Source organism: Synergistaceae bacterium (genome assembly GCA_017444345.1).
Taxonomy (GTDB): domain Bacteria; phylum Synergistota; class Synergistia; order Synergistales; family Aminobacteriaceae; genus JAFUXM01.
This window is the reverse complement of the sequence record JAFSWW010000135.1, coordinates 14113-37080: the sequence shown is the minus strand read 5'-3', so window position 1 is coordinate 37080 and position 22968 is coordinate 14113. Positions and strand designations below refer to the sequence as shown.

Here is a 22968-nt window from a genome sequence, read left to right as displayed (position 1 = left end):
TAAAGCAATTAAGTATAACACGTTACAGCAATAATTATTAGTGTGCCTATTACAGTCGTTATTATAGTATGAATTTCACTGCGCAATAAAATTTTTGAGTCAAAATCTCCGGTTAAATCGCTAAATTTAAATTTTTTCAAGACCGGCCGGAATCTTTTAACACGTCCGCAATAATTAATATACTCATCGCCGAATTTGCCGAGTAAAAAATTTTCTTCATGCGGAATTATCACGAGAATATACAATAAATAAAAGCTAGCTATAAATATAATCACTGCATAAAAGCCTGCTATTATGCTCCAGCCGAGACCGATTAAGAAATTTCCGAAATATAAAGGGTTGCGCATTAAAGCATACGGCCCAGTCTGTGCAAGTTTTTGAGCTTTCACGTTTTCGCCCCTGTATAAGCCTATAAAGCCGGCCGCCCAGCACCGCCAAATTTGACCGGATATTATAATTACAAGCGAGATATATATTTGCATTGAGCTTGATTCATTCCCGTATGCAGTTATTAATATCAGCACAAATAAAAGAGTCCAAAGTCCCCCGCGCATTCTAAATATAAATTCGCTAAATTTTTCCATTGTCATCACTATATATATTTACAAAAAATTTTATTCCCGCACGTTATTTATTATCGGCCTCATCAATTGCTGCTCCCTTGTGTAAATTTTCAGTGACTCCCCAGCCGAGCATTCTAATAACTACTACGACTCCCATAAAAATCGAAATATAATCCGTGAAGAATCTGCATATAATCGACATTACCCCGGCCATATTTTCAGGCATTAAGACAGAATAAAGCAACGCCCCGCCCCCTTCAGCGACTCCGCTGGCCCCCGGAGTAGGCACAAAATATAATATAAACATGAATACGGCCTGAACTGCTATTGTTTGAGTATATCTGAAAGGCAATCCCACCGCACTCATTAAGACGGGCAAAACACTGAATAAAGCAAGCAAATGCAAGACTGATAAAATCACTGCGAGAACGAGCCATAATTTACCAGTTTTAAACGTGAGTCTAAAATTTATTATGTAATTATCTACTTCCTTATCAAGCCATTGAATAATTTTTATAACTGTACGATTTGAGCGCATGAAATTAAATCTTCTAAGCCACATGATAAAGACTCGTATTAATTTCTTGACAATCTCAGGCTTAATAATAGTAAACGCTATAAATGCCCATGTTGCTAATATCACGGCGAAAACATAAAATACTAAACCTTTAAGAAATGGGCTGCCTTCTAAAATTTCAGGATCAAGCATTAAGACTCCGGGAACAGCTAGAGTCAATATTAAAACAGTCAGCATAGTTCTTATAAGAGTTATTGCGATGCCCTTACCCATAGGGATTCCCTTTTTGTATAACGCGTAAACTTGAAAGGGGCCGCCGCCGCTCTGCATGGGAGTTACAGCACTGCCGAAATAATTTAGCCATGTTAAGACAATTCCCAGCGAGAAAGAGACTTTTTCTTGAGCAGCAAATGCAAGTGAACAAAATCGCCCCGCGTCACATATCCAAGCAAGAAAGACGACACATAAAGCAAGCAATAATTTAAATTTATTCGCATGTAATAATGAGTGTATAGTCTGATCATCAACGCTCTTGAAAATTATTATTGCAGACACTCCGAACGCAAGCAATATAAATATTATTAGGCCTTTTCTCAGAGACAAAATATTAATCCTCCGTCATAAATAATTATATTTATTATAACCTGTAAATATTATTTGCGCTAAATTCCTGACTGAATAAAATCTTGAATGATGTATAATAATTGCAATCTGGCCGGGAAGGGTCGGACAAATTGCGGAAAACAAAGACTGCCTAAGCGGGGACTGCAACCCCACTCAGGACTTACATCTTAAGTAAAAGACGCTTTATCTTTAGTGGGTGAAAAGCCATCGAATCACCCTAAGAATTAATTCTAGAACTGTTGCGGATATAGAAATGTACTGTAGCAGTTCTATGATTCTGTCGAGAAGATCCTTCACTCTGGCTTCACCTCCTTTCGGCCAATATAGACCGCACAAGGAGTATCCCCGGCGAGTCTCGTCCAGCTCTCTTGAGAAAACGAAAACTAGAACGCCCCTCCGTGCATTATTTTATCATGTTGTATCATGAAATTATTTCCTGCTTGATTGCATTCCTTGAGACATTATATTTTGCTGAAATCTCATTTACTATATCTCTTACACTTGCGCCGTTTGCTTTCATTGAGAGTGCTTCAGACTGCCATTTATTATTATTTAATTTATTGCCTTCTATAATTAATACAAGTTCGCCCTTAATGCCATTCTTGACTCGTTCTAAAATCTCGCTCAAATTGCCGCGTATTACTTCCTGGAAAATTTTGCTGATCTCTCGAACTAGTGCCGCGCTCCTATCACCTAAAATATTAATCATGTCCGTTAATTGCTTGACTGCTTTATGAGGCGACAAATAAAAGCATAGAGTCATATCGAGTTCATTAATCGAGTCAAATAATTTAGCGCGTTCTCCTGATTTTTCCGGCGGGAATCCTAAAAATATAAACGGCTGAGGCTGGAGTCCCGATAATAATAGAGCAGGTAATAAGGCACTCGCACCGGGCAAAACATCAACTCGTATATTTTCTTCAATGGCACGTTTTAATAAAATAAATCCCGGATCAGATATTCCCGGAGTCCCCGCGTCTGATATAACGGCAATTTTTGCGCCCTCCCGTAATTTTTGCAGCAATACCGGTAATTTTTCGTTCTCATTATGCAAGTGAAAAGAAGTCAAATTTTTGTGAATATCATAATGCTTTAATAATATACTTGATGTTCGTGTATCTTCGCAAGCTATCAAATCAGCCTCACGCAAAACTTTTAACGCCCTAAGTGTTATATCTTCAAGATTTCCGATCGGGGTCGGCACAAGTGTTAAAGGCATTTATTTATTCCCTCACTAAATCAATTACTGTAACTTCAGGAGGTGCAAATAATCTCATACAAGGTCCGTTATATCCTGCTCCGTTGCTGACGTAAACAAGTCCGCCCGCTTGCTGTGAAAGTCCTTGAGGGATTCCGCCTTCCTGCCAAGTCTTAAAATATCTCAATGGCCAGTACTGCCCGCCGTGAGTGTGTCCGGATAATTGCAGGTCAAAATTTCCCTGTGAGTCCTGCGCTAGATATGGCCGGTGCTTTATGATTAACACGAATTTATTTGAGTCTTCAGGTTTTCGCAGGAAATTCAGCCAGCTGTGAAATTCATTTTTTCTGTCATCGATTCCCAGTATAACGAGTCCGGCTGTCTCCGCCCGTTCGTCATTTAATAAATTAAAGCCTGATTCCCTCGTGAGTGTATCATAATCGTCCGTGTACCAGTGATTATATTCATGATTTCCGTTTACTGCAAAAGCTCCCAGTGGTGCCCGTTTAGCTGCCTTAGATAGCCGCGAAATTTCTTCAGTCCAGTACGACATATCGCCGTCAAAAATATCTCCGCACAAAATAAATATATCAGGACTAGAGTCTTCTACTATTTTCATGACTCGATTAAAATGTGCCGTCGTATAAATTCCGCCTAAATGCAAATCTGTTAAATAAGTGATTCGGATTTTATTTATATTTTCGGGTAATTTGCGAGTCTTAATAATTATATTTCTTTCCTGCACAAAATAGGCCTCGCACAAGCAATATATAACGCCCATGAATGCAAGAATCACAGCGCAATAAACTTTATTTTTTGTGAAAGGCTTAAATCCCGTTAAAATATTCACAATCATGAAAGCAAGAAACGCAAGCAATACTATAATTATCCATGTTATTCCCAGTCCGCCGAGAATTTCACCCAGCCGGCGAGAAGCAAATAATTTCGCAATATATCCCGCATAAAGAAATTCATAAAAGCAAATCACAGCCCAGCACATGAATAAATTTCTAGCAAATAAACTTATTCCCGCCTGAGTCAATTTCTTATAAATATAATATTCAAGAAATATAGATATAAACCATAAAGCTAATGACAAAATTTTTCGCTCTCCTAATATTTTAAAGCTCATAAGCCCGCAGAATTTCAGGTGTATAATTTCCTGACTCATCACGAACTATCAACGGGGGCAAAAGATTCAAACCTTCTCCGCCGTCCTTTATGCATTCTATCAGGAAAACGCCCGAATTATTATTTATTGACGGGTAAACAGGTCTCAATCTTTTAGGCATTAATTTATGTGCGAGCATGGAATTTATAAAAATTGGCAGCCTCTCACTTGTGAATATAGCAAATAACCGGCCTTTACTCTTTAAGACACGCGATGACATTTCGGCGACATCTTCAGGACTGCAGGATAATTCGAGTCTTGCTACTGAACGCGATAAAATTTTACTCGTCCGGCCTCGTGTGAGTGATTCATAAGGCGGATTAATAATTACTGAGTCATAAGATTCACGCATTAATAAATTCTTGTCCCTCAAATCTCCCGCGATAAATTTAACCCGTGAGTCTAAATTATTATTTGCTGCGTTTAATTTTGCGAGTTCTATCAAATTTTCCTGAATATCGAGTCCCGTTATATTTACATTCTTGAATCTCAAAGCGAGAATTAACGAGATCGCACCGGAAGCACACCCGGCCTCAAGAAATTTATTTTTGCCGGCTCTATATTTCACCCAGTTTGCTAATAAAATAGTATCAAGATTTACGCGAGGGCCGTTCACAGGCTGAAATATTCTTAAATTACCGCTAAAAATTTCGTCGCAAGTTATTTCACTATTTATTATTTCGTCATGAGACATGAATTTATTTTTTTGAAGGCGTTATATCTGTGTGAAATTGAATTCTTTACGCTCGAGTCAAGTTCCGCAAATGTCAAATTATACCCGTCGGGAATAAATACAGGGTCATAGCCGAATCCGTTAGAACCTGCAGGGGAGTCCGCAATTTTTCCGTAACAATAGCCCATCCCTATAAAAATATAATCTTCAGGAACGCACAAAGCCAAAGCCGCCGCAAATCTCGCATTACGATTATTTTCGCCCTTGAGACTCGATAACAGCCAAGAAATTTTTTTATTGTCTGAGCCATTAACGACTCTTGCTGAATAAATGCCCGGTGCTCCGTCAAGCGCGTCAACTTCAAGTCCGCTGTCATCAGCTAAACAAGGCAATTTTACTTTTCCTGCCCATGCTTGAGCCTTCAACATAGCATTTTCTGAATAAGTCCGGCCGGTCTCTTCTACGATTAATTTTGCTATTTCGGGAGCGTATATTATTTCACTCGCAAAATTTTGAGCCATTTTCTTGAATTCTTGAAATTTGCCCGGATTCCCTGTTGCTATCACTAATTTATTTATCATTTCGGCATCTTCCAAGCGACTCCGAGATCCACTTCACCGGCTGCCTTAGGAGCTGGAGTCTTTGAGTCAATCAAGAATCTTACTTGTGTAACCGGCGGAAAATTTTCAGTCATTGTGCGTACTATACCAGTTAATAATAATAGAGTCTTGCGTTTTCCTGCACTTGCTAAAGACGAAGCAAACTGCCCCGACATGTCAAGAAATGCAGTATCAGCATCTCTAAACACGTGAAGCAGCTTGATTTTATTCGAGTTCTTAAGATCACTTAATGAAATAATTGCGTTGATAACATCTGAAATATTATCTTCTGTAACCTTCTTTGAAAAATTTCGGGTCGTCTGAGCTATTGAGTCATTCATTACGTGATAAAGATTTAACGAAATTTGAGGCGCGTTACTTGACGGGATATTTGCGGCCTGTGAACGCCTTGACTCTTGCAAGTGTGATAAATCTTCCTGATTCTCGACTCTATTTTCAGGTTTCAAGAATAATTTTCTGTCTAAGATATTCACTACCCATGATGTACCGAGATAGCCCAGCACAAAGAATAATAATAATATTCCCAGCCACGATAATATTCGCAGTAATAGCGGCGTGCTTTTCTCTTCAGGTCTTGCGCGTGGAGTTGTCCGAACCGGCGGCCTTCTTCGTGCTGCAGGACGTGACGGCATTCTGTCATTTGTATTATAAGTGCGTCTAACTGGCGGCAATTTGTTATTCTCCTTCCTTCATTATTTATATTATCGCAAATAATTAGTAATTCCTTCTGTCATTGCCTGAGCTATTTTCTGTTGATAGTCCTTTCTTGTCAATAATTGAGACTCGATTGCATTCGTAACAAATCCTAATTCAAGCAATACGGCCGGCATTCCTGCACCTCTCAACACGAAAAACGGGGCTTGTGCGACTCTTCTCATAGGGAGTCCGCTTCTGACTCCTGCGCGGTGTAAGGCTGAGGCAAAATCGGTGCTTTCACTAATTTTATTATTTTGCTGCATATCTCCTAGAATTCTTAATAACATTTCTGTTCGTTTATCAACATTAGCAGTATCGACTCCCTTGCCCTCGACATATTCGCGATTTTCGACTTTTGCGAGATTCATAGCGTCTTTATCAGTGGGAAGAGCCATTATATAAATCTCAAATCCCGTCATTGATTTTTTTTGCGGGAGTGCGTTGACGTGAATACTCACAAATAAATCGGCGTTTACTGCATTTGCTATGTCGGTGCGTTCCTGTAATTTCAAATATACATCGGTGCGGCGAGTCATTATCACATTAAAGCCTCTTGCAAGTAGTGCCTTCTCAAGTTCAAGACCTACAGAGAGATTTACATTTTTCTCAACTACTCCATTATCTGACGCGCCGGGATCTTTTCCGCCATGACCGGGATCTATTACTATAGTTTTCTTGCCCGTTATTTTTCTGGGAGTCGGAGTCGGCATAACTGGTATAACAGGACTCGGAGCTGGAGTCGTGGGAATTATTAATTTTTGCTGCGGCCTGTCATTTATAACGGGATCGGGAATTTTAACGGGTTGAGGCGTAACAGGTTTTGCAGGCGTTGTAATAATAGGAGCTGGACTCGGACTCGGAGTCTGAGTTATTAAATTTTCCGGTGTATTTCTGACCAGCTGCATTTGTTCAGGGAAGAAGAAATCAAATACTAATCTGCGCGGCTTGTCAAGAAATAATCTATCAATCTTGATAAATCCCGGAGCAGTGAACATCAAATCAACTCCCTGAGCGACTCGCGAAATTTTCACCTGAATATTTGAATACGGCGAATTTATGCCCTCGATATTTTCAGGAGCTGACTCAAATAATGCGTGTATAGTCCCGCTTAATAAATAAACTTGAGGTGTTGAGCCTTCTTCAGTGTCAATGACTGCGCGGATTCTCTTAGAAGTCTTATGACCGCTCCAACGAATTGACTTTATTGCACCGTGATAAAATTCACCTCTTGGCCTCTCTGAGTCTTCAGGTCTGAAAGTTTCATATTTTGCCGGTTTTGCTGGAATATTCGCAGGTTGTATGACTGGCGCGGGATTCTGATTCTGAGCAGGAGTTACAGGCGTTGCAGGCTTTACAGGTACAGGCGGAATAAATATAGGCTCTGGCTCTGGAATCGTAATAAATTCCTGTTTATTTTCACGAACAGGCGCGGGACTCGGAACTGGACTCGGAGCCGGGGCTTGTCTAGGAACTTGAACAGGAGCAGGAGGCGGCGGGGGTGGTGCAGGCTCGTCAAATTTTCCGAACTCTAAATCACGTCTTGAAGGATTCGCAATAGTCGAGGCCATATAATTCCCTGTTGAACGGCTGAATCTGAGTCTATTATTTGCGCCCTGACCTGCTGAAGGTTGAAATATTGCGATTGCGCTTTGTGTATCGACCCAAAAACTTCCGTCCCTGTCAACCGGTGAAGACGATAAGGGAACAAGTGTAAAGCCTCTCCAAGCTGCGGCAGAATTTGCTATGACTCTTAATTGCGTGTTGCTGCGAGTCAAAATTAACTCGTCGCCCCTTTTCGTCCATGTAAAGCCGAATAATCTCGCAACATCCTGAACAGAAACTAGAAAATTTGAGCCCGATTCAATAGTCCTTACTGCTCCGATAGAAATTGCCCCCCTGTACAATGAAGCGTCGCCCCATGCAAGAGAAGCAAATATCAACACGATAAATAACGCAAATAATAAAAACTTGCGCATAAAATTATTCGCTATCTTCTAAAATCTGATCAAGTTCGAACAGACTAGAGACATCAAGCAGCAATATAAGCCGATCGTCCGCAGGTTTTGCCACCCATAAGACATAACGCCTATCAATCGAAGACGATAATTTTGTAGCGACTTCTAATTGCGAGTCATAAATAGTCAGGACTTCACGCACTGAATTTACAATCATTCCGAATGTTACATCATTTATTGTAATAACAACTATTCTTGCTTCGTCAGTGAGAGGCTGCCCGGCCATTCCGATTTTCAGGTGCATATCGAAAACCGGCACAATAGTACCGCGCAAATTTATGACTCCGCGAATATAAGCCGGTGCATTTGGAACTCTTGTAATGAATGAAGGAACTCTAACTATTTCACGTACTAAATTAACATCAACGCCGAAATTCTCCCGGCCAAGTGTGAAGACTAGATTTATATGTTCTTCTCCGAGTGCTTCAACGTCTAAATCTCTGAAATCTTGATCTACTGCTTTACGTTGAGCGTCTAATGTTTGAATCTCTGCCAAAAAATTCTACCTCTTTTTCCGTTTTTTCTCGTAAATTAATCTGCCCCGCTATTATATATCACTCATTTTAACGAGGCAGATATTATTATATTCTATTTTGCTGCGTCAGTGGCGGCTATTTCTGCGAGTTTCAAAGCTCCCATAATGCCTTGATTGTCATTTAACGCAGCCGGGACTACATAGCTGTCAATATTGCGCAATTCTTTCGTGTCGATATAATTATTAATTTCTTCAAGCAGATATTTGCGGATTAACGGGAATAATTTGGCCTGATGCATGACTCCTCCGCCGAGAATAATTTTTTGCGGACTGAGCATTAACGTTACTGCTGTGAGAGCCTGAGAGATATAACGCGCTTCAAATTCCCAGACTTGGGCATTATCCGCTAATTCTTTCGGAGACTTCCCCCATCGGTCATGAATTGCAGGACCGCAAGCCATACCCTCAAAACATGCGCCGTGATTTGGACAATGGCCTTTATAAGTATCGCCCTCGACTCTTACCATTTTAATATGGCCGATTTCAGGGTGCAGCATTCCGTGAATCAAATGCCCGCCGCTCATTGCGCCCATTCCTATACCTGCGCCGATTTTGATATATACTGCGTCAGATAAACCCTTTGCAGCTCCCCAGACGACTTCACCGAGAAGAGCAGCGTTTACGTCCGTATCAAGTCCGACGGGAATATTTAAAGCGTCCTTAAGAGTCTGCACAATTGGATAATTTCTCCATGCGATTTTAGGCGTGTTTAAGACATTTCCATAAGTTTTTGAGTGCTTTCTTACATCAACGGGGCCGAAACTTCCTACACCGAGCGCGCAAATTGCCTCTTCACCTTCTGGGACTTCTAATTTTGCCCGGAAATATTCTAAAACTTTTGCCATAGTCTCATCGGGTGTACTTGTTATAATTACTTCTTTCTCCAGTACCTGCCCGCTTTCGTCGCCGACTGCACAAATTGTTCTACTGCCGCCGGTCTCTAATGCTCCATATAACATTATTTGAATAACCTCCCCCAGAATCCCGGCACTTGCTGTCTTGGATCTTGTGCCATAGATTCTTTTGCTTGTTCTTTCCTGAATTCTGACAAATCAGTATTTCTGATGTTGCCTCTTAAGGGTAAAACGCTCTTGGGATTCACTGAAAGCTCATCGACTCCCATTTTTAAGAATTCTTCTGTTAAAGTCGGGTCTGCTCCGAGTTCGCCGCAAATTCCTACCCATGTATTATGACGATGGCCGGCCTCTATTGTCTCGCGTATCAGTCTCAATACTGCCGGGTGATGGGTATCTGCAAAATCTTCAAGATTCGCGCTTTGTCTGTCAATTGCGCAGGTATATTGAGTCAAGTCATTAGTTCCGAGCGAGAAAAAGTCAACTTCAGGGGCTAAATCATCAGCACACAGAGCAGCAGCCGGAGTCTCTATCATTATGCCGATTTCATAATTACCGACTTTGACTCCCTCGTATTCGAGTTCTTTCCTGCACTCTTCCAAAAGTTTTTTGCAGCTCAAGACCTCCCAGCGGCTTATAATCATAGGGAACATTATTCCGAGATTGCCGAATGCTGAAGCCCGTAATAAAGCACGTAATTGACGCTTGAAAAATTCCGGCCTCTTGAGACAAATACGTACAGCCCTGAAACCTAATGCGGGGTTGTCTTCCTTGTCGAGATTCATATAATCAATAGTCTTGTCCGCTCCTATATCGCAAGTTCTGATTATTACTAGACGGGGAGCAAGTGCTTCAAGAACTTTTTTATAAGCCGCAAATTGTTCGTCTTCTGTCGGGTCTGTCTTGCTGTTGAGATAAACAAATTCAGATCTGAACAGTCCGACTCCCTCTGCGTCATTCTCGATAACTGAGTCAATATCTTTAGGGCCGCCTATATTAGCGTAAACTCTAACTTTTTGGCCGTCTTTTGTCTGGCTGGGCTTGCCTTTGAGTTCCTGCAACTCGGCTTCTTTCTTTCTGTCTTCGGCCTGTTTTGCTGATAACTCGTCGATAATTTTCTGTTCGGGCTCGATATAGATACAAGCATTATAGCCGTCAAGAATCGCAAATTTTCCGTCCCAGTCGTCCGCAATCTCTTTACATTGAATCAAAGTGGGTAAATTCATGCTGCGTGCTAAGATTGCCGTATGACTGTTAGAACTTCCCTGACGAGTTACAAGACCGAGCAATAAAGATTTATCAAGTTTTACAGTTTCAGAAGGTGCCATATCTTCAGCGACTAATATAGAAGGCTCTGTACCCTGTAAACTTTCTGAATCATTGCCGAATAAGACATCAAGCATAGAATTTTTTAGATCAATAACGTCCGCGCTTCTTGCTTGAAAATAGGGATCGTCCATATTTCTGAACATTTCAGCGGCTGCCTCGAATCCGTCTCTAACTGCGAACTCTGCTGTGTGTCCGTCCGAGATAATTTCTTTGCACGAGTCAATTAAATCATCATCATCAAGCATTAACGCATGAGCTTCAAAGATTCCTGCTGTGTCTTTATGGCCTTCTTTGATTTCCTTGTCGTATAGGGCGTTTTGCTGTTCCTGAACTTTAACGCGGGCTGACTCAAATTTCTCTAACTCTGCATTAACATCAGCGGGCGCACCCTCGTTAATCTCGTAAACTGGTACCTTGTAAATCTTTATTTTTCCTATTGCGATACCGTTTACAATTTTTATGCCTTTGAAGACTTGCATAATTAGAAGTTCTCCTTAAGGAATTTCTCGATTGCGGCGGCGCATGTTTCCTCGTCTTCACCCTCGACTCTTACTGTAACTTCATCGCCCTGAACGATTCCCATTCCCATTAATTTCATCAGGGAAGTTGCTTTTGCGCTCTTGTCGCCTTTAATGAATGTAGCTGTGCTCTTGAAATTCTTTGCTTCCTTCACAAGTAAACCTGCGGGGCGTGCGTGAATACCTACTGGATCAGTGATAACATACTTAAATTCTTTCATAGCGTGTTACTTCCTTTCGTACTGAGTAAAATTTTAATGGTGTTACAGCAAATTATAATATAGAATCTCAAAATTTCGCACTGATTTATAAAATTTTCTCTTGACGCAAAATATTTCGTCGTGTAAAATTCATTAGTCATTCAAGAGGGCCTATAGCTCAAGTGGTCAGAGCCACCGGCTCATAACCGGAAGGTTCTTGGTTCGAGTCCAAGTAGGCCCATGCAGTAAAAGCTCCTGATTTATATAGTCGGGGGCTTTGTTGTTATTATGAATGCGGTATAACCTGCTTTTATTGCGTTCTGCCTTCATTAAGTCAACATTTTCAAGATAATATATAGCACGGGGCTTTAAAAATTTTAAACTTTCTGATAATCTAGCGCACAAGAATTATTATTTATGAGAAGGAGGAAAATTTTTTCATGTATCAGATCGTATTAATTCGACACGGTGAAAGCGCATGGAATAAAGAAAACAGATTCACGGGCTGGACAGATGTCCCCTTGTCAGAGAAGGGCATTAATGAAGCTCGCGAGGCCGGTAAATTGTTAAAAGCTGAAGGATTCAAATTTGATTACGCGTTTACTTCAGTGTTAAAGAGGGCGATTAAGACTCTTTGGCTAGTTCTTGAAGAGATGGATTTAATGTGGATTCCGATTCAGCACTCATGGAAATTAAACGAGCGTCACTACGGAGCATTACAGGGACTCAATAAAGCAGACACGGCCGCAAAATTCGGTGATGCTCAAGTTAAAATTTGGCGCAGAAGTTATGATGTTCCGCCGCCTGTTCTTGAGAAGTCAGACGAGAGATACCCCGGCCATGATCCCAGATATAAGGGCTTGAGCGAGTCAGAATTGCCTTTGACTGAATGCCTTGCTGATACAGTAGCGAGAGTCGTTCCTTTCTGGCAGGATTCAATCGTTCCTGAAATTAAATCGGGCAAAAAAATAATTATTGCTGCTCATGGTAATTCATTAAGGGCACTAGTTAAATATCTCGATAACGTTTCAGAAAAAGATATTCTTGAGCTAAATATACCGACCGGAGTCCCCCTGCTTTACGAACTTAATGACGACATGACCCCGAAATCACACAGATATTTGGGAGATGCTGAGGCTATAGCAAAGGCTCAGGCAGCAGTCGCTAATCAGGGCAAGGCAAAATAAAATTTTTTAAGGAGGCGTAAATTTATGCATTTCTCAGACAGAATAAAGGCTTTGAGATTCTCACCCATCAGGAGATTAATTCCATATTCTGACGAGGTCAAAGCACAGGGCAAAAAAGTTTATCACTTGAATATAGGCCAGCCCGATATAAAGACTCCTGATGGATATTTCAAGGCGTTACAAAATTATCACCCGGCAACGGTCGCCTATGCAACTTCACAGGGAATCCCCGAATTACGCGACGCAATGAGCGCATATTATCACGGTATAGGAGTTCCATATGATAGAAACGATATTTACGTAACTTGCGGAGGGAGTGAGGCACTTTCTTTCGCTGTAATGATTTTATGTGACGCAGGCGATGAGATTCTTGTTCCCGAACCTTTTTACGCGAATTATAATACTTTCGCAAATTGTGCGCTCGCTAAATTAAGGCCGATTCCTACAAATGCAGAAAACGGCTATCACTTACCGCCCGAAAATGTAATCGAGAATTTAATCACGTCAAAGACCCGCGCTATATGGATGTCTCACCCTTGCAACCCGACCGGAGTAATGTATACTCCTGACGAAATAGGAATGATTTGCAGGCTCGCGAAAAAGCACGATATTTTTATCATTGCCGACGAGGTTTACCGCGAATTCAGATATAATGACGGCGATTTTGTGAGTTTCGGCTCAATTAAGGACGCTCAAGACAGAGTCATAATGGTCGATTCAGTTTCTAAACGTTACAGCGCGTGCGGTGCGAGAATTGGCTGTATTGCAATTAAGAATAAAGATTTTCTTGCTGAGGCCATGAAATTATGTCAGGGGCGTTTGAGTGTCTCATCAGTCGAACAAGTTGCAGCTACTGAATTATATAAGACTCCTAAATCTTATCTTGAAGAAGTCAACAAAGAATATAAAACTAGGCGCGATGTCTTGTATCAGGGACTCAAGGCAATTGACGGGACTATTTGCCACGAACCTGAAGGCGCGTTTTACACAATGGTAAAATTCCCGATGTTAGACAGTTCAGAGAAATTTATTATCTGGATGCTTCAGAATTTCGACATTAACGGCGAAACAACTATGGCAGCTCCGGGCAATGGATTTTACGCGAACCCCGAACAAGGCATTAACGAAATGAGAATCGCTTATGTCCTCAAGAAAGAAGATTTGGAGAAGGCCTTAAATATTCTTAAACAGGCAATCGCAGCATATCCCGGACGAATTGAAGCAATAAAGGCATAACGTGAATTAAATAATAAATTTTTCTCGGTCTTGAATGAAAATTTTTCAGGATCGGGAAATTTTTTTATTTATTAGCATGTATAATTAATTATAAAATTTTTCGGGGAGTGCGATTCATGCTAAAAAATATCGTAATAGTATCTGACAATGCAGACATTAACGGAGGAGCTGCTGATGTTGCAGTTAATACGGCCTCAATGCTTGCTGAAAGGGGCTATAAAATTTATTTCTTTGCCGGGGGCGGAGAACCTGACAAAAAATTAATTCACAGCAATATATTTATAACTAACTTGAATCAATATGATTTAATACATAATCCTAATAAGTTAGTGGCAGCTTTTCAGGGGATTTATAATTTCAAGGCACGCAGGGAATTCGCTAAACTCTTAAGCACTCTCAATAAAGACGAAACTATTATACATATTCATTCATGGACAAAAGTTTTATCAAGTTCGATTTTCAAGGCAGCATTTGAGTCCGGCATAAAAATTTTTGTAACAGTTCATGATTATTTCTTGTCTTGTCCAAATGGAGGCTTCTATGACTTTGTAGAGAATCATATTTGTGAGAGACAGCCGTTATCCCTGAAGTGTATTTTATGTAATTGCGACAAGAGAAATTATTACCATAAAATTTGGCGCGTTATTAGAAATTTCGTGCAGAATAGAGTGATATTCAAAAATTTTGATAAAATCGGCTATATATTTATCTCCGAGTTCTCAAGAAAGCAGCTTTTACGGAGAATGCCAGCTCCTAAGAATCAATTTTTAGTGCAGAATCCGATTTATTTTGCTGACAGATTCAGAATTGAAGCCGAGAATAATAAAATATTCTTGTATATAGGCCGCTTATCTGAAGAAAAGGGAGTCAGAAATTTCTGCAGAGCTGTTAATAATACGGGCGTTTAGGGCGTTGTCATCGGCGACGGAGATATTAAAGACGAACTACAGACGCAATATAACAATATAAAATTTACCGGCTGGCTTGATAAATCTCAAATTAGAGAATGGCTAAAAATTTCAAGATGATGTCTGATTTTCCCGTCTGTATGGTATGAAACGCTCGGACTTGCTCCGCTGGAAGTTCAGGCCTATGGAATCCCCGTTATTGCCTCAGACTGTACGGCAGCAAGCGACAACAGCACATTTCTTTATCACTCATTGAATGAACTCGAAAATTTAATCAGGCGCGTAAACTCTCAGGACATAAAGCAAATTTCAATCGAGATTTACAAAAATTTTGATGAGTCCTCGACACATGATTACATAAATAATTTATTGAAAGTCTATGACTCGCCGATATAGTGTATAATTACTCGTATAAATTCAAATTCAGGGAGTGAGAATTAAATCATGTTGAGCGATTACACATGGGACGTAATATCAAAAGAGTCTGAATCCCTCGCGAAAAGATTCAACGCTGTAACAAAAAATATAGCAAACGCTAATACACCCGGTTATGCGCGTCATAATGTCTCATTTGAGGATCAACTCCGCAAAGTTATGGAGCAGGATAAACATTTACACATGACAGTAACAGATGAGGCTCATATACCTTCAGCACCGTTAAAGATCAGCGACGTTCACGCGGCAGACTTTAAAATCATGGACGAACAATATAGACTCGATTTGAATAACGTCGACCCTGAAAGAGAAATGGCTATATTAGCAGAAACACGCATGATGTATAGTGCTTTTATGAGAATTGCAGCAACGAAAAACGCTACTTTAAGAAGTGTCATAGCTGGCAGATAAAAGGAGTAATAAATCATGAAAATTTTTGACAGTATGGAAATCGCCGGAAGTTCTTTAACTGCTCATAGACTTTGGATGGATACAATTTCATCGAATTTAGCGAATATCAATACAACACGAACTAAAGCAGGAGGGCCCTATAAACGCCGCGTGCCGGTTTTTGCGGAAATGCTTGACGAGACTCTTGACGGTTATCACGATATAGGCGGAGTCAGAGTCATAGGCATAACTGAAGACAATAACGCTCCGAGAATGACCTATCAGCCAGATCACCCTGACGCAAACGAACAGGGTTATGTCGCATATCCAAATGTAAATTTAGTTCGTGAAATGACTGATATGTTAGTAGCAAGCCGGGCATATGAGGCAAATTTGAGCGTTGTTACAACCGGCCGCGATATGTGGAACAGCGCATTAGAAGTCATAAGAGGCTAAAATTTTTATTCCCGGAAGATTCTATATAGAGAGTCTCCCGGAAATTTTTTTATTTCTTGCGTGATAATTTCTCTGTAAAACTTTTCTCGATTATGGGCAAATATTGATTTATTATTCCCGTCTTGCCGCGATTGTTATAATCTCTCAGTAAAAATATTTTGCTTTTAGCGTTTATTATATATGGATGATTTGAGGCTGCATTTTGAGGGATTAATTTAATGCTTTCTTGAGCCATGTCAGCAAGAGTCAGTGCTAATCTTTCAGAAATATTATTATTATCGTTGTCGAGTCCCATATAAATTAACTGCGGGACAAATCCCAGAGTCGCGGCTGTAAAATAATTTCCGGTGAAAATTTTGCGCTTGTTAAAAGGTTTCAGAACGGGCGAATTTATTTTATTTGTGAGATAAGCAATTACTAAATTTTTGACTGGGTCAATCATTACGAGAGTCCCCGTCCACCCTTGATGGCCGATTGTGTTAGTTTGCGAGTCGCTCCCGAAATAATAAACTCTTTTGTCCTCGCCTTGTCTGTACCAGCCTATTCCCCAGTGTGAATCATTAAAATTTTTAGGAGCTGTGAAGGAGTCTATTATATTGCGCGGAAAAAATTTATTACTGCCATATCCCCCGGTCAACATAACAGAAGCTAATTTTGCTATATCGACAGCATTTGCAAATAATCCCGCGTGGCCTGCGACTCCTGCCATTACGTAAAATGCTTTGCCGTCGTGGACTTCTCCCTGTAAAGTATATTTGCGGATTCCCGGAAAATTTATATTATTTCCGTAAGTGTTGCCTATTAATTCAGTCGCTGCGCAGTCATTCGCATTAAAGCCATTTTTTAACGGATTGTAAGCTATTCGAGTGAGTCCCATGGGCCGCCAGAAATTTTTTTGTAAGTAAATATCTAATTTTGTCCCCGTGATTTTCTCGATTATGAACGTCATCAAAATATAATCGACGTCTGAATATAGAGTCTTACTTCCGGGCTTATACATTAAAGGAGTCTTGTAAATTGCTTTGAGTCCTGACTCGCGGTCGCCTGCATATAAAATATTATTCGCATTAGGGTTATATTCTTGTTTAGCTGCGTCAAAATTTTTATTGTGATATTGAGTATCTGCAGGAAATCCGGCTTGATGACATAATACATCCCTCACTGTGATTAAAGACTTCCATTTTTTGAGAGTGTTAATATCGGGAATATTATAGCCTGCGTAATTTATTCTGATAGTTTTATCTGCAAAATCCCGGCCAAGTATATCTATAATTCTTGAATCAATATTTAATTTGCCCTCGCTGACTAATTTTTGAACGGCATAATTTATCGTGAACATTTTTGTAACTGAAGCTAAATCGTAAAGAGTATTTATATTTGTGTCAGGGCTGTTTTTCCGGGTGCCGTCCTGATTGTATGAGTTAATTTTGCCCCATGAATTAGCATAAACTAGCCGCCCATTTCGTATTATTGCGAGCTGGGCACTTGGGAATCCGTGCGCAACATCACAGGAAATAATATCAGATATTAGCTCTAAAGTTTTGGGATTTATGCCGGACTCGTTAATATTCCCGTCAAGTATCACAGGATAAGGCACAAAAATTTTTACGGCATTCTTTAAATCAGACGGGACTATATTAGAAACTTGTATATTATTGACTCCGTCGCGCGCTGTATTCGAGAAATCTATTAAGAAATTTCCGCCGTTATTGCATTCTGAAGTGTTGAATCTGACTCCGTTAATGAATAAATTAAAATTTTTGACCTGCTTTGAGACCGTCATATAAATTTGTCCCTGCCCATGATAGAAATAAAATCCCGTCATATTATTTATTGCTAAAGTGTCATCAACCCGCCCAAGCCAGTCCGGGAAGTTCGCAACTTTTTGCCACTGATAATTAGGAATATTAGAGACTCGATTAATATTTGCATGACAAGACGAGCATAATACGAGCAGCAATAACAAGCCTGTATAAAATTTTCGCAAAATACCGCACTCCTTCAATAAAAATTTTTGCTATTTACTCAAGAAATTTACAAGAAAGTTTATTAATTCATTAATGCCTGCTCCCTTTTCCGATGAAGTTATTGCGGGAACGTCAACAGAGTATAAGCCCTCACGTATATAATTATCTCGTGTAGATTTCCATTTGCCGCGCGCTATCTTGTCGGCCTTAGTGAAGACTACAAAAATATTTTGCCCCGATAAATTAATATATTCCTGTAATTCTTTATCGTTATTTAACAGCCCGTGCCTAAAGTCTACCAAATGACAGACAAGTTTTAGAGTTTCTCTATTATTCATGTAAGCTGAGACGAGTTTTTGCCAGTCATTGCGCTCGGTCTTGCTTCTTGCTGCATAGCCGTAACCGGGTAAATCTACGAGTCTTAACACAAAATTTTCTCTTGTCTCGACTCTATAAAAATTTATACTGCGAGTTTTGCCCGGAGTCTGACCCGTTTTAGCGAGTCTTGTGCCGAGTAATGCATTAATTAATGACGACTTGCCCACGTTTGAGCGGCCGGCTATGGCAATTTCCGGTAAATTTTTTTCTTGCTGTAAAAGCTGTCCCGGCGTGAAACATGCAGCCTCAAGCCGGGATTTTGTGAAGATATTATTATTCATGTAATAAATTATCTAATGGGATGTGATTATTTCTCACAAATTCAGGCGTGATAATTAATTTCTTGCCTCGTTTTTGTGATTCTGGCATTGATGGGAGCTCGTACTCTAAATCAAGCATTAAATTTTCCATGATTGAACGTAGACCGCGCGCGCCGGTTTTCTTATTTACTGCGAGTTCTGCAATTAACTCAAGAGCTTCCGGCGTAAATTCAAGATTGACTCCGTCCATCTCTAAAATTTTTGTATATTGCTTGACGAGTGCGTTTTTAGGTTCCTGCAAAATTTTAATAAATGCTTCCTTGTCTAAGTCATCAAGAGCGACTAAAACGGGAATACGTCCGACCAGTTCCGGAATAAATCCATAAGTTACTAAATCTTCAGGCTGTACTTTGCTTAGAATTTCATGAGAGCCTGATTTTTGCGCCAATTCGCTCCCGAATCCCATAGATTTCTGTAATTCTCTGCGCGCTATAATGGGTTCTAGTCCGTCAAATGCTCCGCCGCAGATAAATAAAATATTCTGCGTATTAATCTGTACAAATTCCTGCTGCGGGTGTTTACGGCCGCCTTTAGGGGGAATATTTGAGAGTGTACCCTCAAGAATCTTTAATAATGCCTGCTGGACTCCTTCTCCTGATACATCGCGGGTGATAGAGACAGATTCAGATTTTCGCGCAATCTTGTCAACCTCATCAAGATAAATAATGCCTCTTTCTGCCGCTTGTAAATCTCCGTCAGCTGCCTGCAATAAACGCACTAAAATATTTTCTACGTCCTCACCGACATAGCCCGCTTCTGTCAAAGTTGTAGCGTCTGCAATAGCAAAGGGAACATTTAATTTTTTCGCGATTGTCTGAGCAATTAAAGTTTTGCCCGAACCCGTCGGTCCGAGTAAAAGCACGTTACTTTTTTGCAGTTCAACGTCGGGATCTGTCCTGCCTTCAAGATTATTGCGGACTCTCTGATAATGATTATGAACAGCAACGGAGACGACTTTTTTTGCGCGGGCTTGGCCTATTACGTATTGATCAAGAAAGCTGCTTAAATCCTTTGGTTTAATCTCATCGCCGATTTTAGTGCTCGTTCTATAAGCGTGTGTTACGTCTACTTTGCTTGTTTTCTTGGCCTTAGCTTCAGAAATTGCCATCTCGTCAAAAATATTTAATTTAGGTTTCGGCTTATCTTCTCCGTTGTTGTCAGTAGCAATCATTAAATTACATACTGCAATACATTGATCGCAAATTCTGACATTACCATTAGGGCCGTCGAACATGTTTTCAACTTCGGCGCGAGACTTCCCGCAAAATGAGCACCTGTCATGTTTTGTCTTAAAAATGTCGGGCATAATCTTATCTTGCCTCAATTATTTTATCGATAAGGCCATATTTTAAAGCTTCATCGGCTGTCATGTAATTATCCCTGTCAGTGTCTTTAGCGATAGTTTTTATATTTTGACCAGTGTGAGAGGCTAAAATTTTATTCATGCGTTCTTTTGTGCGTAAAATATTGCGCGCCTGAATCTCTATATCGCTTGCCTGACCTCTTGCGCCCCCTAAAGGCTGGTGAATCATCATTTCAGCATTAGGAAGTGCGAATCGTTTATCTTTTGCCCCGCCGGCTAACAACACTGCGGCCATACTTGCAGCGAGTCCCACGCAAATCGTAGAAACTTGAGGCTTTATATACTGCATAGTGTCATAGATTGCGAGTCCTGCGCTTACACTTCCGCCGGGACTGTTTATATAAATATTAATATCCTTGTCAGGGTCTTCACTCTCAAGAAATAATAATTGCGCAACGATTGAATTTGCTACGTCGTCAACTATTTCAGAGCCCAGAAAAATAATTCTATCTTTCAAGAGCCGGCTATAAATATCGTAACTTCTTTCACCGCGCCCGGTTTGTTCTATTACATATGGAATATAATACGACATTAATTAATTCTCCTGTGATTGAGATTGATTTTCTTGATTAGCTTCAGGCTTTGAGAGTTCCTTTACTTCCTTTACGTTCATATGAGAAATAAGGACATCGGCAATTTTGTTCCAGCGTAATTCGTCAGTGAGTCTGTCTAACTGCTGTTGATTCTCGTTAAAGAATTTTGCGATAAATGCCTTGCTTACGTTTAATTGCTTGGCCCGGCGTTCAAATTCTGCGTTGAGATCTTCCTGTTCTAAGCGGACATCATACTTTTTAGCGCATTCGTCCATAACAAGAACATTTTTCACGGCAATTTCTGCGCGATCCCTTAAAAGTTTCTCGTAACCTTTGCGGCCCTCTTCAGTGTCAAGCGCGTAAACCTGTTTTAATTCGAGCCCGTTATCTTTTGCCCAGTGTTCGTCATCATGCCTCATTGAATGAACTTGACGAGCTATAAATTTTTCCGGAATCTCTACTTTAGATTTACTTGCAATTAATTCTACTGCGCGATTTTGTAAATCCGTCTTGCTTGTCTCGTTTACTTCATTTGTAATATCTTCGCGGAGTTTTGCTCTAAATGCTGACTCGTCTTTAATTTCCGTATTCTGCCCGAAAACGTCCTTATAAAATTGTTCGTTGAGTTCCGGCAAAATATACTCAGAAACGCCCTCAATTTTCATTAAGTATTTAACATGTTTGCCCGCTAAAGGTCTGTCAGAGTGATTCTCTTCAACGTCAAACTCTGCTGATACTTCATCACCTTTTGACTTGCCTATTAAAGCCTCTCTAACCTGCGGCCTGATAGTCTCATCGGATAAATTAATTTTTTCGTGTGAGGGTTCGGGCTTGGGCTGTTCGGCTGCTTCTGTACCGTCGGGGTTAATTACTTTGATTGTGAGTTCGAGGTCAACTAAATCGCCGTCTTGTATAGCTCGTTCGGCGGGCTTAATGTCAGCGAGCTGGATTCTGATTCGTTTTGCGAGATTGTCAACTGCCTCATCAGTTACTTCGCCGGTAACTTTTTCGATTTCTAGGCCGTCAATTTCCGGTAATTCGACTTCAGGGCGGACCTCAAAGACTAATTCACAAAATACATTCTTGCCCTCTTCTATTTTCTCAGTTAAATTGAGTGAAGGTGCTTCAATGGGTTCAAGCTCGTAATCTTCAACGATTTTGCGAATCTCATCGGGCATTAATTTTTCGAGTGCTTCATTATAAATTGCGTCGCGTCCGAATCTCATTTCAAGGACTTTGCGAGGTGCCTTGCCTTTTCTGAATCCGGGAATATTGATCTGCATAGCCAATTCGTTAAGTGCTCGGTTAAGTGCTTTAGTGAACTCGCTGGCCTCGATTTCTAGCTTGATTTTGACGATATTTTTTTCTTGTCCCAGCAATTCTGTTCTCATTATATATTCAGGACTCCTTTGTGAAAATTGCAAAATTGCCCTGAACTATTACAGGGCGTAATTACGTGAGATTTTATCACAAAACATTTTCAGCGCAAAAATTTATATGATTTATCGCAATAATAAGCGGGATTTGACGAGAAAATTTTTAATGATTCACAGGGCGAATTATGCGGGACTTTATCATTAAGGCAAAAATTTATAGCAAAACAGGCAGGGCTTGACGGGAAAATTTTTTAACGATTACAGGACGAATCACGCGGGACTTTATCATGAAATATTTTTATCGCAAAACGGGCGGGACTTTACGAGAAAATTTTTTGATGATTACAGGGCGAATTATGCGGGACTTTATCATGAACGCAAAAATTTATTTCAAAACGGGCGGACTTTACGGGCAAAATTTTTAATGATTCACAGGGCGAATTATGCGGGACTTTATCATGAATGCAAAAATTTATAGCAAAACGGGCAGGATTTTACGAGAAATTTTTTAATGATTCACTTATTCAATGCGTGAAATTTTTTATTATTTATCGTGAAAGAGTCCGCGTGAAAATTTTATTATTGCCTAATGATTCGCCTATCAAGTGCGAGAAATCTTTTTGTGCTTTATTCCCGAAAAAATCCGCGTAAAAATTTTTGCATGAAACTTTTATTTATTGCGTTATAAATATTTTATATTACTATGATTATATTATATTCTTGTATTAGTAAAAGTATTAGTAAAAATTGTATCTATATACTTTTGTTTACTAGCTGAAATTTGCAAATAAATTATAACTCTTTCACGCCTGATTCCCTGAAAAAATTTAATATATATCAAAAATGTACGCTAATAAATTTTTACTCTGCATTATAATATCTGCAAGTTTTAGAAGGAGTGATTTA

25 protein-coding genes and 1 tRNA gene are annotated in these 22968 nt (G+C 40.0%); 9 read left to right on the top strand and 17 right to left on the bottom strand.

Features of this window, described 5'->3' with window-relative positions; translation table 11 throughout:
• Positions 1-8 precede the first annotated feature (8 nt).
• The 12 genes from IJS99_10830 to IJS99_10775 all read right to left on the bottom strand — a co-directional run bounded on the left by IJS99_10830 (position 9) and on the right by IJS99_10775 (position 11534).
• Positions 9-584, bottom strand: coding sequence for an isoprenylcysteine carboxylmethyltransferase family protein (locus tag IJS99_10830; GenBank protein ID MBQ7562302.1), 576 nt, complete (start codon positions 582-584; stop codon positions 9-11).
• A gap of 43 nt (positions 585-627) precedes the next feature.
• On the bottom strand, positions 628-1683 hold the full coding sequence (locus IJS99_10825; protein ID MBQ7562301.1) for a flippase-like domain-containing protein: 1056 nt from the start codon (positions 1681-1683) through the stop codon (positions 628-630).
• 442 nt (positions 1684-2125) lie between these two features.
• On the bottom strand, positions 2126-2923 hold the full coding sequence (gene rsmI / locus IJS99_10820; GenBank protein ID MBQ7562300.1) for a 16S rRNA (cytidine(1402)-2'-O)-methyltransferase: 798 nt from the start codon (positions 2921-2923) through the stop codon (positions 2126-2128).
• A gap of 4 nt (positions 2924-2927) precedes the next feature.
• Positions 2928-4001, bottom strand: a complete 1074-nt coding sequence (locus IJS99_10815) for a metallophosphoesterase (protein ID MBQ7562299.1) — start codon at positions 3999-4001, stop codon at positions 2928-2930.
• Positions 4002-4023: 22 nt separating this feature from the next.
• Positions 4024-4767, bottom strand: a complete 744-nt coding sequence (locus IJS99_10810; protein ID MBQ7562298.1) for a methyltransferase domain-containing protein — start codon at positions 4765-4767, stop codon at positions 4024-4026.
• A complete protein-coding gene (rdgB, locus tag IJS99_10805; protein MBQ7562297.1) occupies positions 4749-5327 on the bottom strand; it encodes an RdgB/HAM1 family non-canonical purine NTP pyrophosphatase in 579 nt (192 codons plus the stop codon). The genes IJS99_10810 and rdgB overlap by 19 nt, the downstream gene beginning before the upstream one ends.
• Positions 5324-6037 (bottom strand): GerMN domain-containing protein, encoded by a 714-nt coding sequence (locus IJS99_10800; GenBank protein MBQ7562296.1) that lies wholly within the window; start codon positions 6035-6037, stop codon positions 5324-5326. The genes rdgB and IJS99_10800 overlap by 4 nt, the downstream gene beginning before the upstream one ends.
• A gap of 30 nt (positions 6038-6067) precedes the next feature.
• Complete coding sequence (locus IJS99_10795; protein MBQ7562295.1) at positions 6068-8038, bottom strand: N-acetylmuramoyl-L-alanine amidase; 1971 nt, start codon at positions 8036-8038, stop codon at positions 6068-6070.
• A gap of 4 nt (positions 8039-8042) precedes the next feature.
• On the bottom strand, positions 8043-8573 hold the full coding sequence (locus IJS99_10790; GenBank protein ID MBQ7562294.1) for a purine-binding chemotaxis protein CheW: 531 nt from the start codon (positions 8571-8573) through the stop codon (positions 8043-8045).
• A gap of 92 nt (positions 8574-8665) precedes the next feature.
• Positions 8666-9571 (bottom strand): ROK family protein, encoded by a 906-nt coding sequence (locus tag IJS99_10785; GenBank protein MBQ7562293.1) that lies wholly within the window; start codon positions 9569-9571, stop codon positions 8666-8668.
• A complete protein-coding gene (gene ptsP, locus IJS99_10780) occupies positions 9571-11274 on the bottom strand; it encodes a phosphoenolpyruvate--protein phosphotransferase (GenBank protein ID MBQ7562292.1) in 1704 nt (567 codons plus the stop codon). Before ptsP ends, IJS99_10785 begins: the two co-directional genes overlap by 1 nt.
• Before the next feature lie 2 nt (positions 11275-11276).
• A complete protein-coding gene (locus tag IJS99_10775; GenBank protein MBQ7562291.1) occupies positions 11277-11534 on the bottom strand; it encodes an HPr family phosphocarrier protein in 258 nt (85 codons plus the stop codon).
• Positions 11535-11680: 146 nt separating this feature from the next.
• On the opposite strand from IJS99_10775, the gene IJS99_10770 reads away from it, so the two are divergent.
• The 7 genes from IJS99_10770 (at position 11681) to flgC (ending at position 16125) form a co-directional block, all read left to right on the top strand.
• Positions 11681-11754 (top strand) — tRNA-Ile (locus IJS99_10770).
• Between the two features lie 199 nt (positions 11755-11953).
• Complete coding sequence (gpmA, locus tag IJS99_10765) at positions 11954-12700, top strand: 2,3-diphosphoglycerate-dependent phosphoglycerate mutase (protein MBQ7562290.1); 747 nt, start codon at positions 11954-11956, stop codon at positions 12698-12700.
• A gap of 24 nt (positions 12701-12724) precedes the next feature.
• Positions 12725-13936 carry a pyridoxal phosphate-dependent aminotransferase gene (locus IJS99_10760; protein MBQ7562289.1) on the top strand — a complete coding sequence of 404 codons (1212 nt, stop codon included), beginning with the start codon at positions 12725-12727 and terminating at the stop codon, positions 13934-13936.
• A gap of 116 nt (positions 13937-14052) precedes the next feature.
• Positions 14053-14844 carry a glycosyltransferase gene (locus tag IJS99_10755; GenBank protein ID MBQ7562288.1) on the top strand — a complete coding sequence of 264 codons (792 nt, stop codon included), beginning with the start codon at positions 14053-14055 and terminating at the stop codon, positions 14842-14844.
• A gap of 252 nt (positions 14845-15096) precedes the next feature.
• Positions 15097-15240, top strand: a complete 144-nt coding sequence (locus tag IJS99_10750; GenBank protein ID MBQ7562287.1) for a hypothetical protein — start codon at positions 15097-15099, stop codon at positions 15238-15240.
• A 48-nt stretch (positions 15241-15288) separates the two neighbouring features.
• Entirely contained in the window at positions 15289-15690 is a 402-nt protein-coding gene (gene flgB, locus IJS99_10745) for a flagellar basal body rod protein FlgB (GenBank protein ID MBQ7562286.1), read from the top strand.
• A gap of 15 nt (positions 15691-15705) precedes the next feature.
• Positions 15706-16125 carry a flagellar basal body rod protein FlgC gene (gene flgC, locus IJS99_10740; protein ID MBQ7562285.1) on the top strand — a complete coding sequence of 140 codons (420 nt, stop codon included), beginning with the start codon at positions 15706-15708 and terminating at the stop codon, positions 16123-16125.
• A 49-nt stretch (positions 16126-16174) separates the two neighbouring features.
• Here flgC and pbp4b read toward each other — a convergent pair whose 3' ends face one another.
• Genes pbp4b through tig form a run of 5 tightly spaced genes read right to left on the bottom strand, consistent with a single transcriptional unit; the run spans position 16175 to position 22077 of the window.
• Positions 16175-18112: a penicillin binding protein PBP4B gene (pbp4b, locus tag IJS99_10735; protein ID MBQ7562284.1), complete on the bottom strand. Its 1938-nt coding sequence runs from the start codon at positions 18110-18112 to the stop codon at positions 16175-16177.
• 30 nt (positions 18113-18142) lie between these two features.
• On the bottom strand, positions 18143-18751 hold the full coding sequence (locus IJS99_10730) for a YihA family ribosome biogenesis GTP-binding protein (protein MBQ7562283.1): 609 nt from the start codon (positions 18749-18751) through the stop codon (positions 18143-18145).
• Positions 18744-20096, bottom strand: coding sequence for an ATP-dependent Clp protease ATP-binding subunit ClpX (gene clpX, locus IJS99_10725; protein MBQ7562282.1), 1353 nt, complete (start codon positions 20094-20096; stop codon positions 18744-18746). Before clpX ends, IJS99_10730 begins: the two co-directional genes overlap by 8 nt.
• Positions 20097-20100: 4 nt before the next feature.
• Positions 20101-20685, bottom strand: a complete 585-nt coding sequence (clpP, locus tag IJS99_10720) for an ATP-dependent Clp endopeptidase proteolytic subunit ClpP (protein ID MBQ7562281.1) — start codon at positions 20683-20685, stop codon at positions 20101-20103.
• Between the two features lie 3 nt (positions 20686-20688).
• A complete protein-coding gene (tig, locus tag IJS99_10715; protein ID MBQ7562280.1) occupies positions 20689-22077 on the bottom strand; it encodes a trigger factor in 1389 nt (462 codons plus the stop codon).
• A gap of 220 nt (positions 22078-22297) precedes the next feature.
• Here tig and IJS99_10710 point away from each other — a divergent pair, with 220 nt between their 5' ends.
• Positions 22298-22540 carry a hypothetical protein gene (locus tag IJS99_10710; protein MBQ7562279.1) on the top strand — a complete coding sequence of 81 codons (243 nt, stop codon included), beginning with the start codon at positions 22298-22300 and terminating at the stop codon, positions 22538-22540.
• Positions 22525-22713 (top strand): hypothetical protein, encoded by a 189-nt coding sequence (locus tag IJS99_10705; GenBank protein ID MBQ7562278.1) that lies wholly within the window; start codon positions 22525-22527, stop codon positions 22711-22713. The genes IJS99_10710 and IJS99_10705 overlap by 16 nt, the downstream gene beginning before the upstream one ends.
• Positions 22714-22968 lie beyond the last annotated feature (255 nt).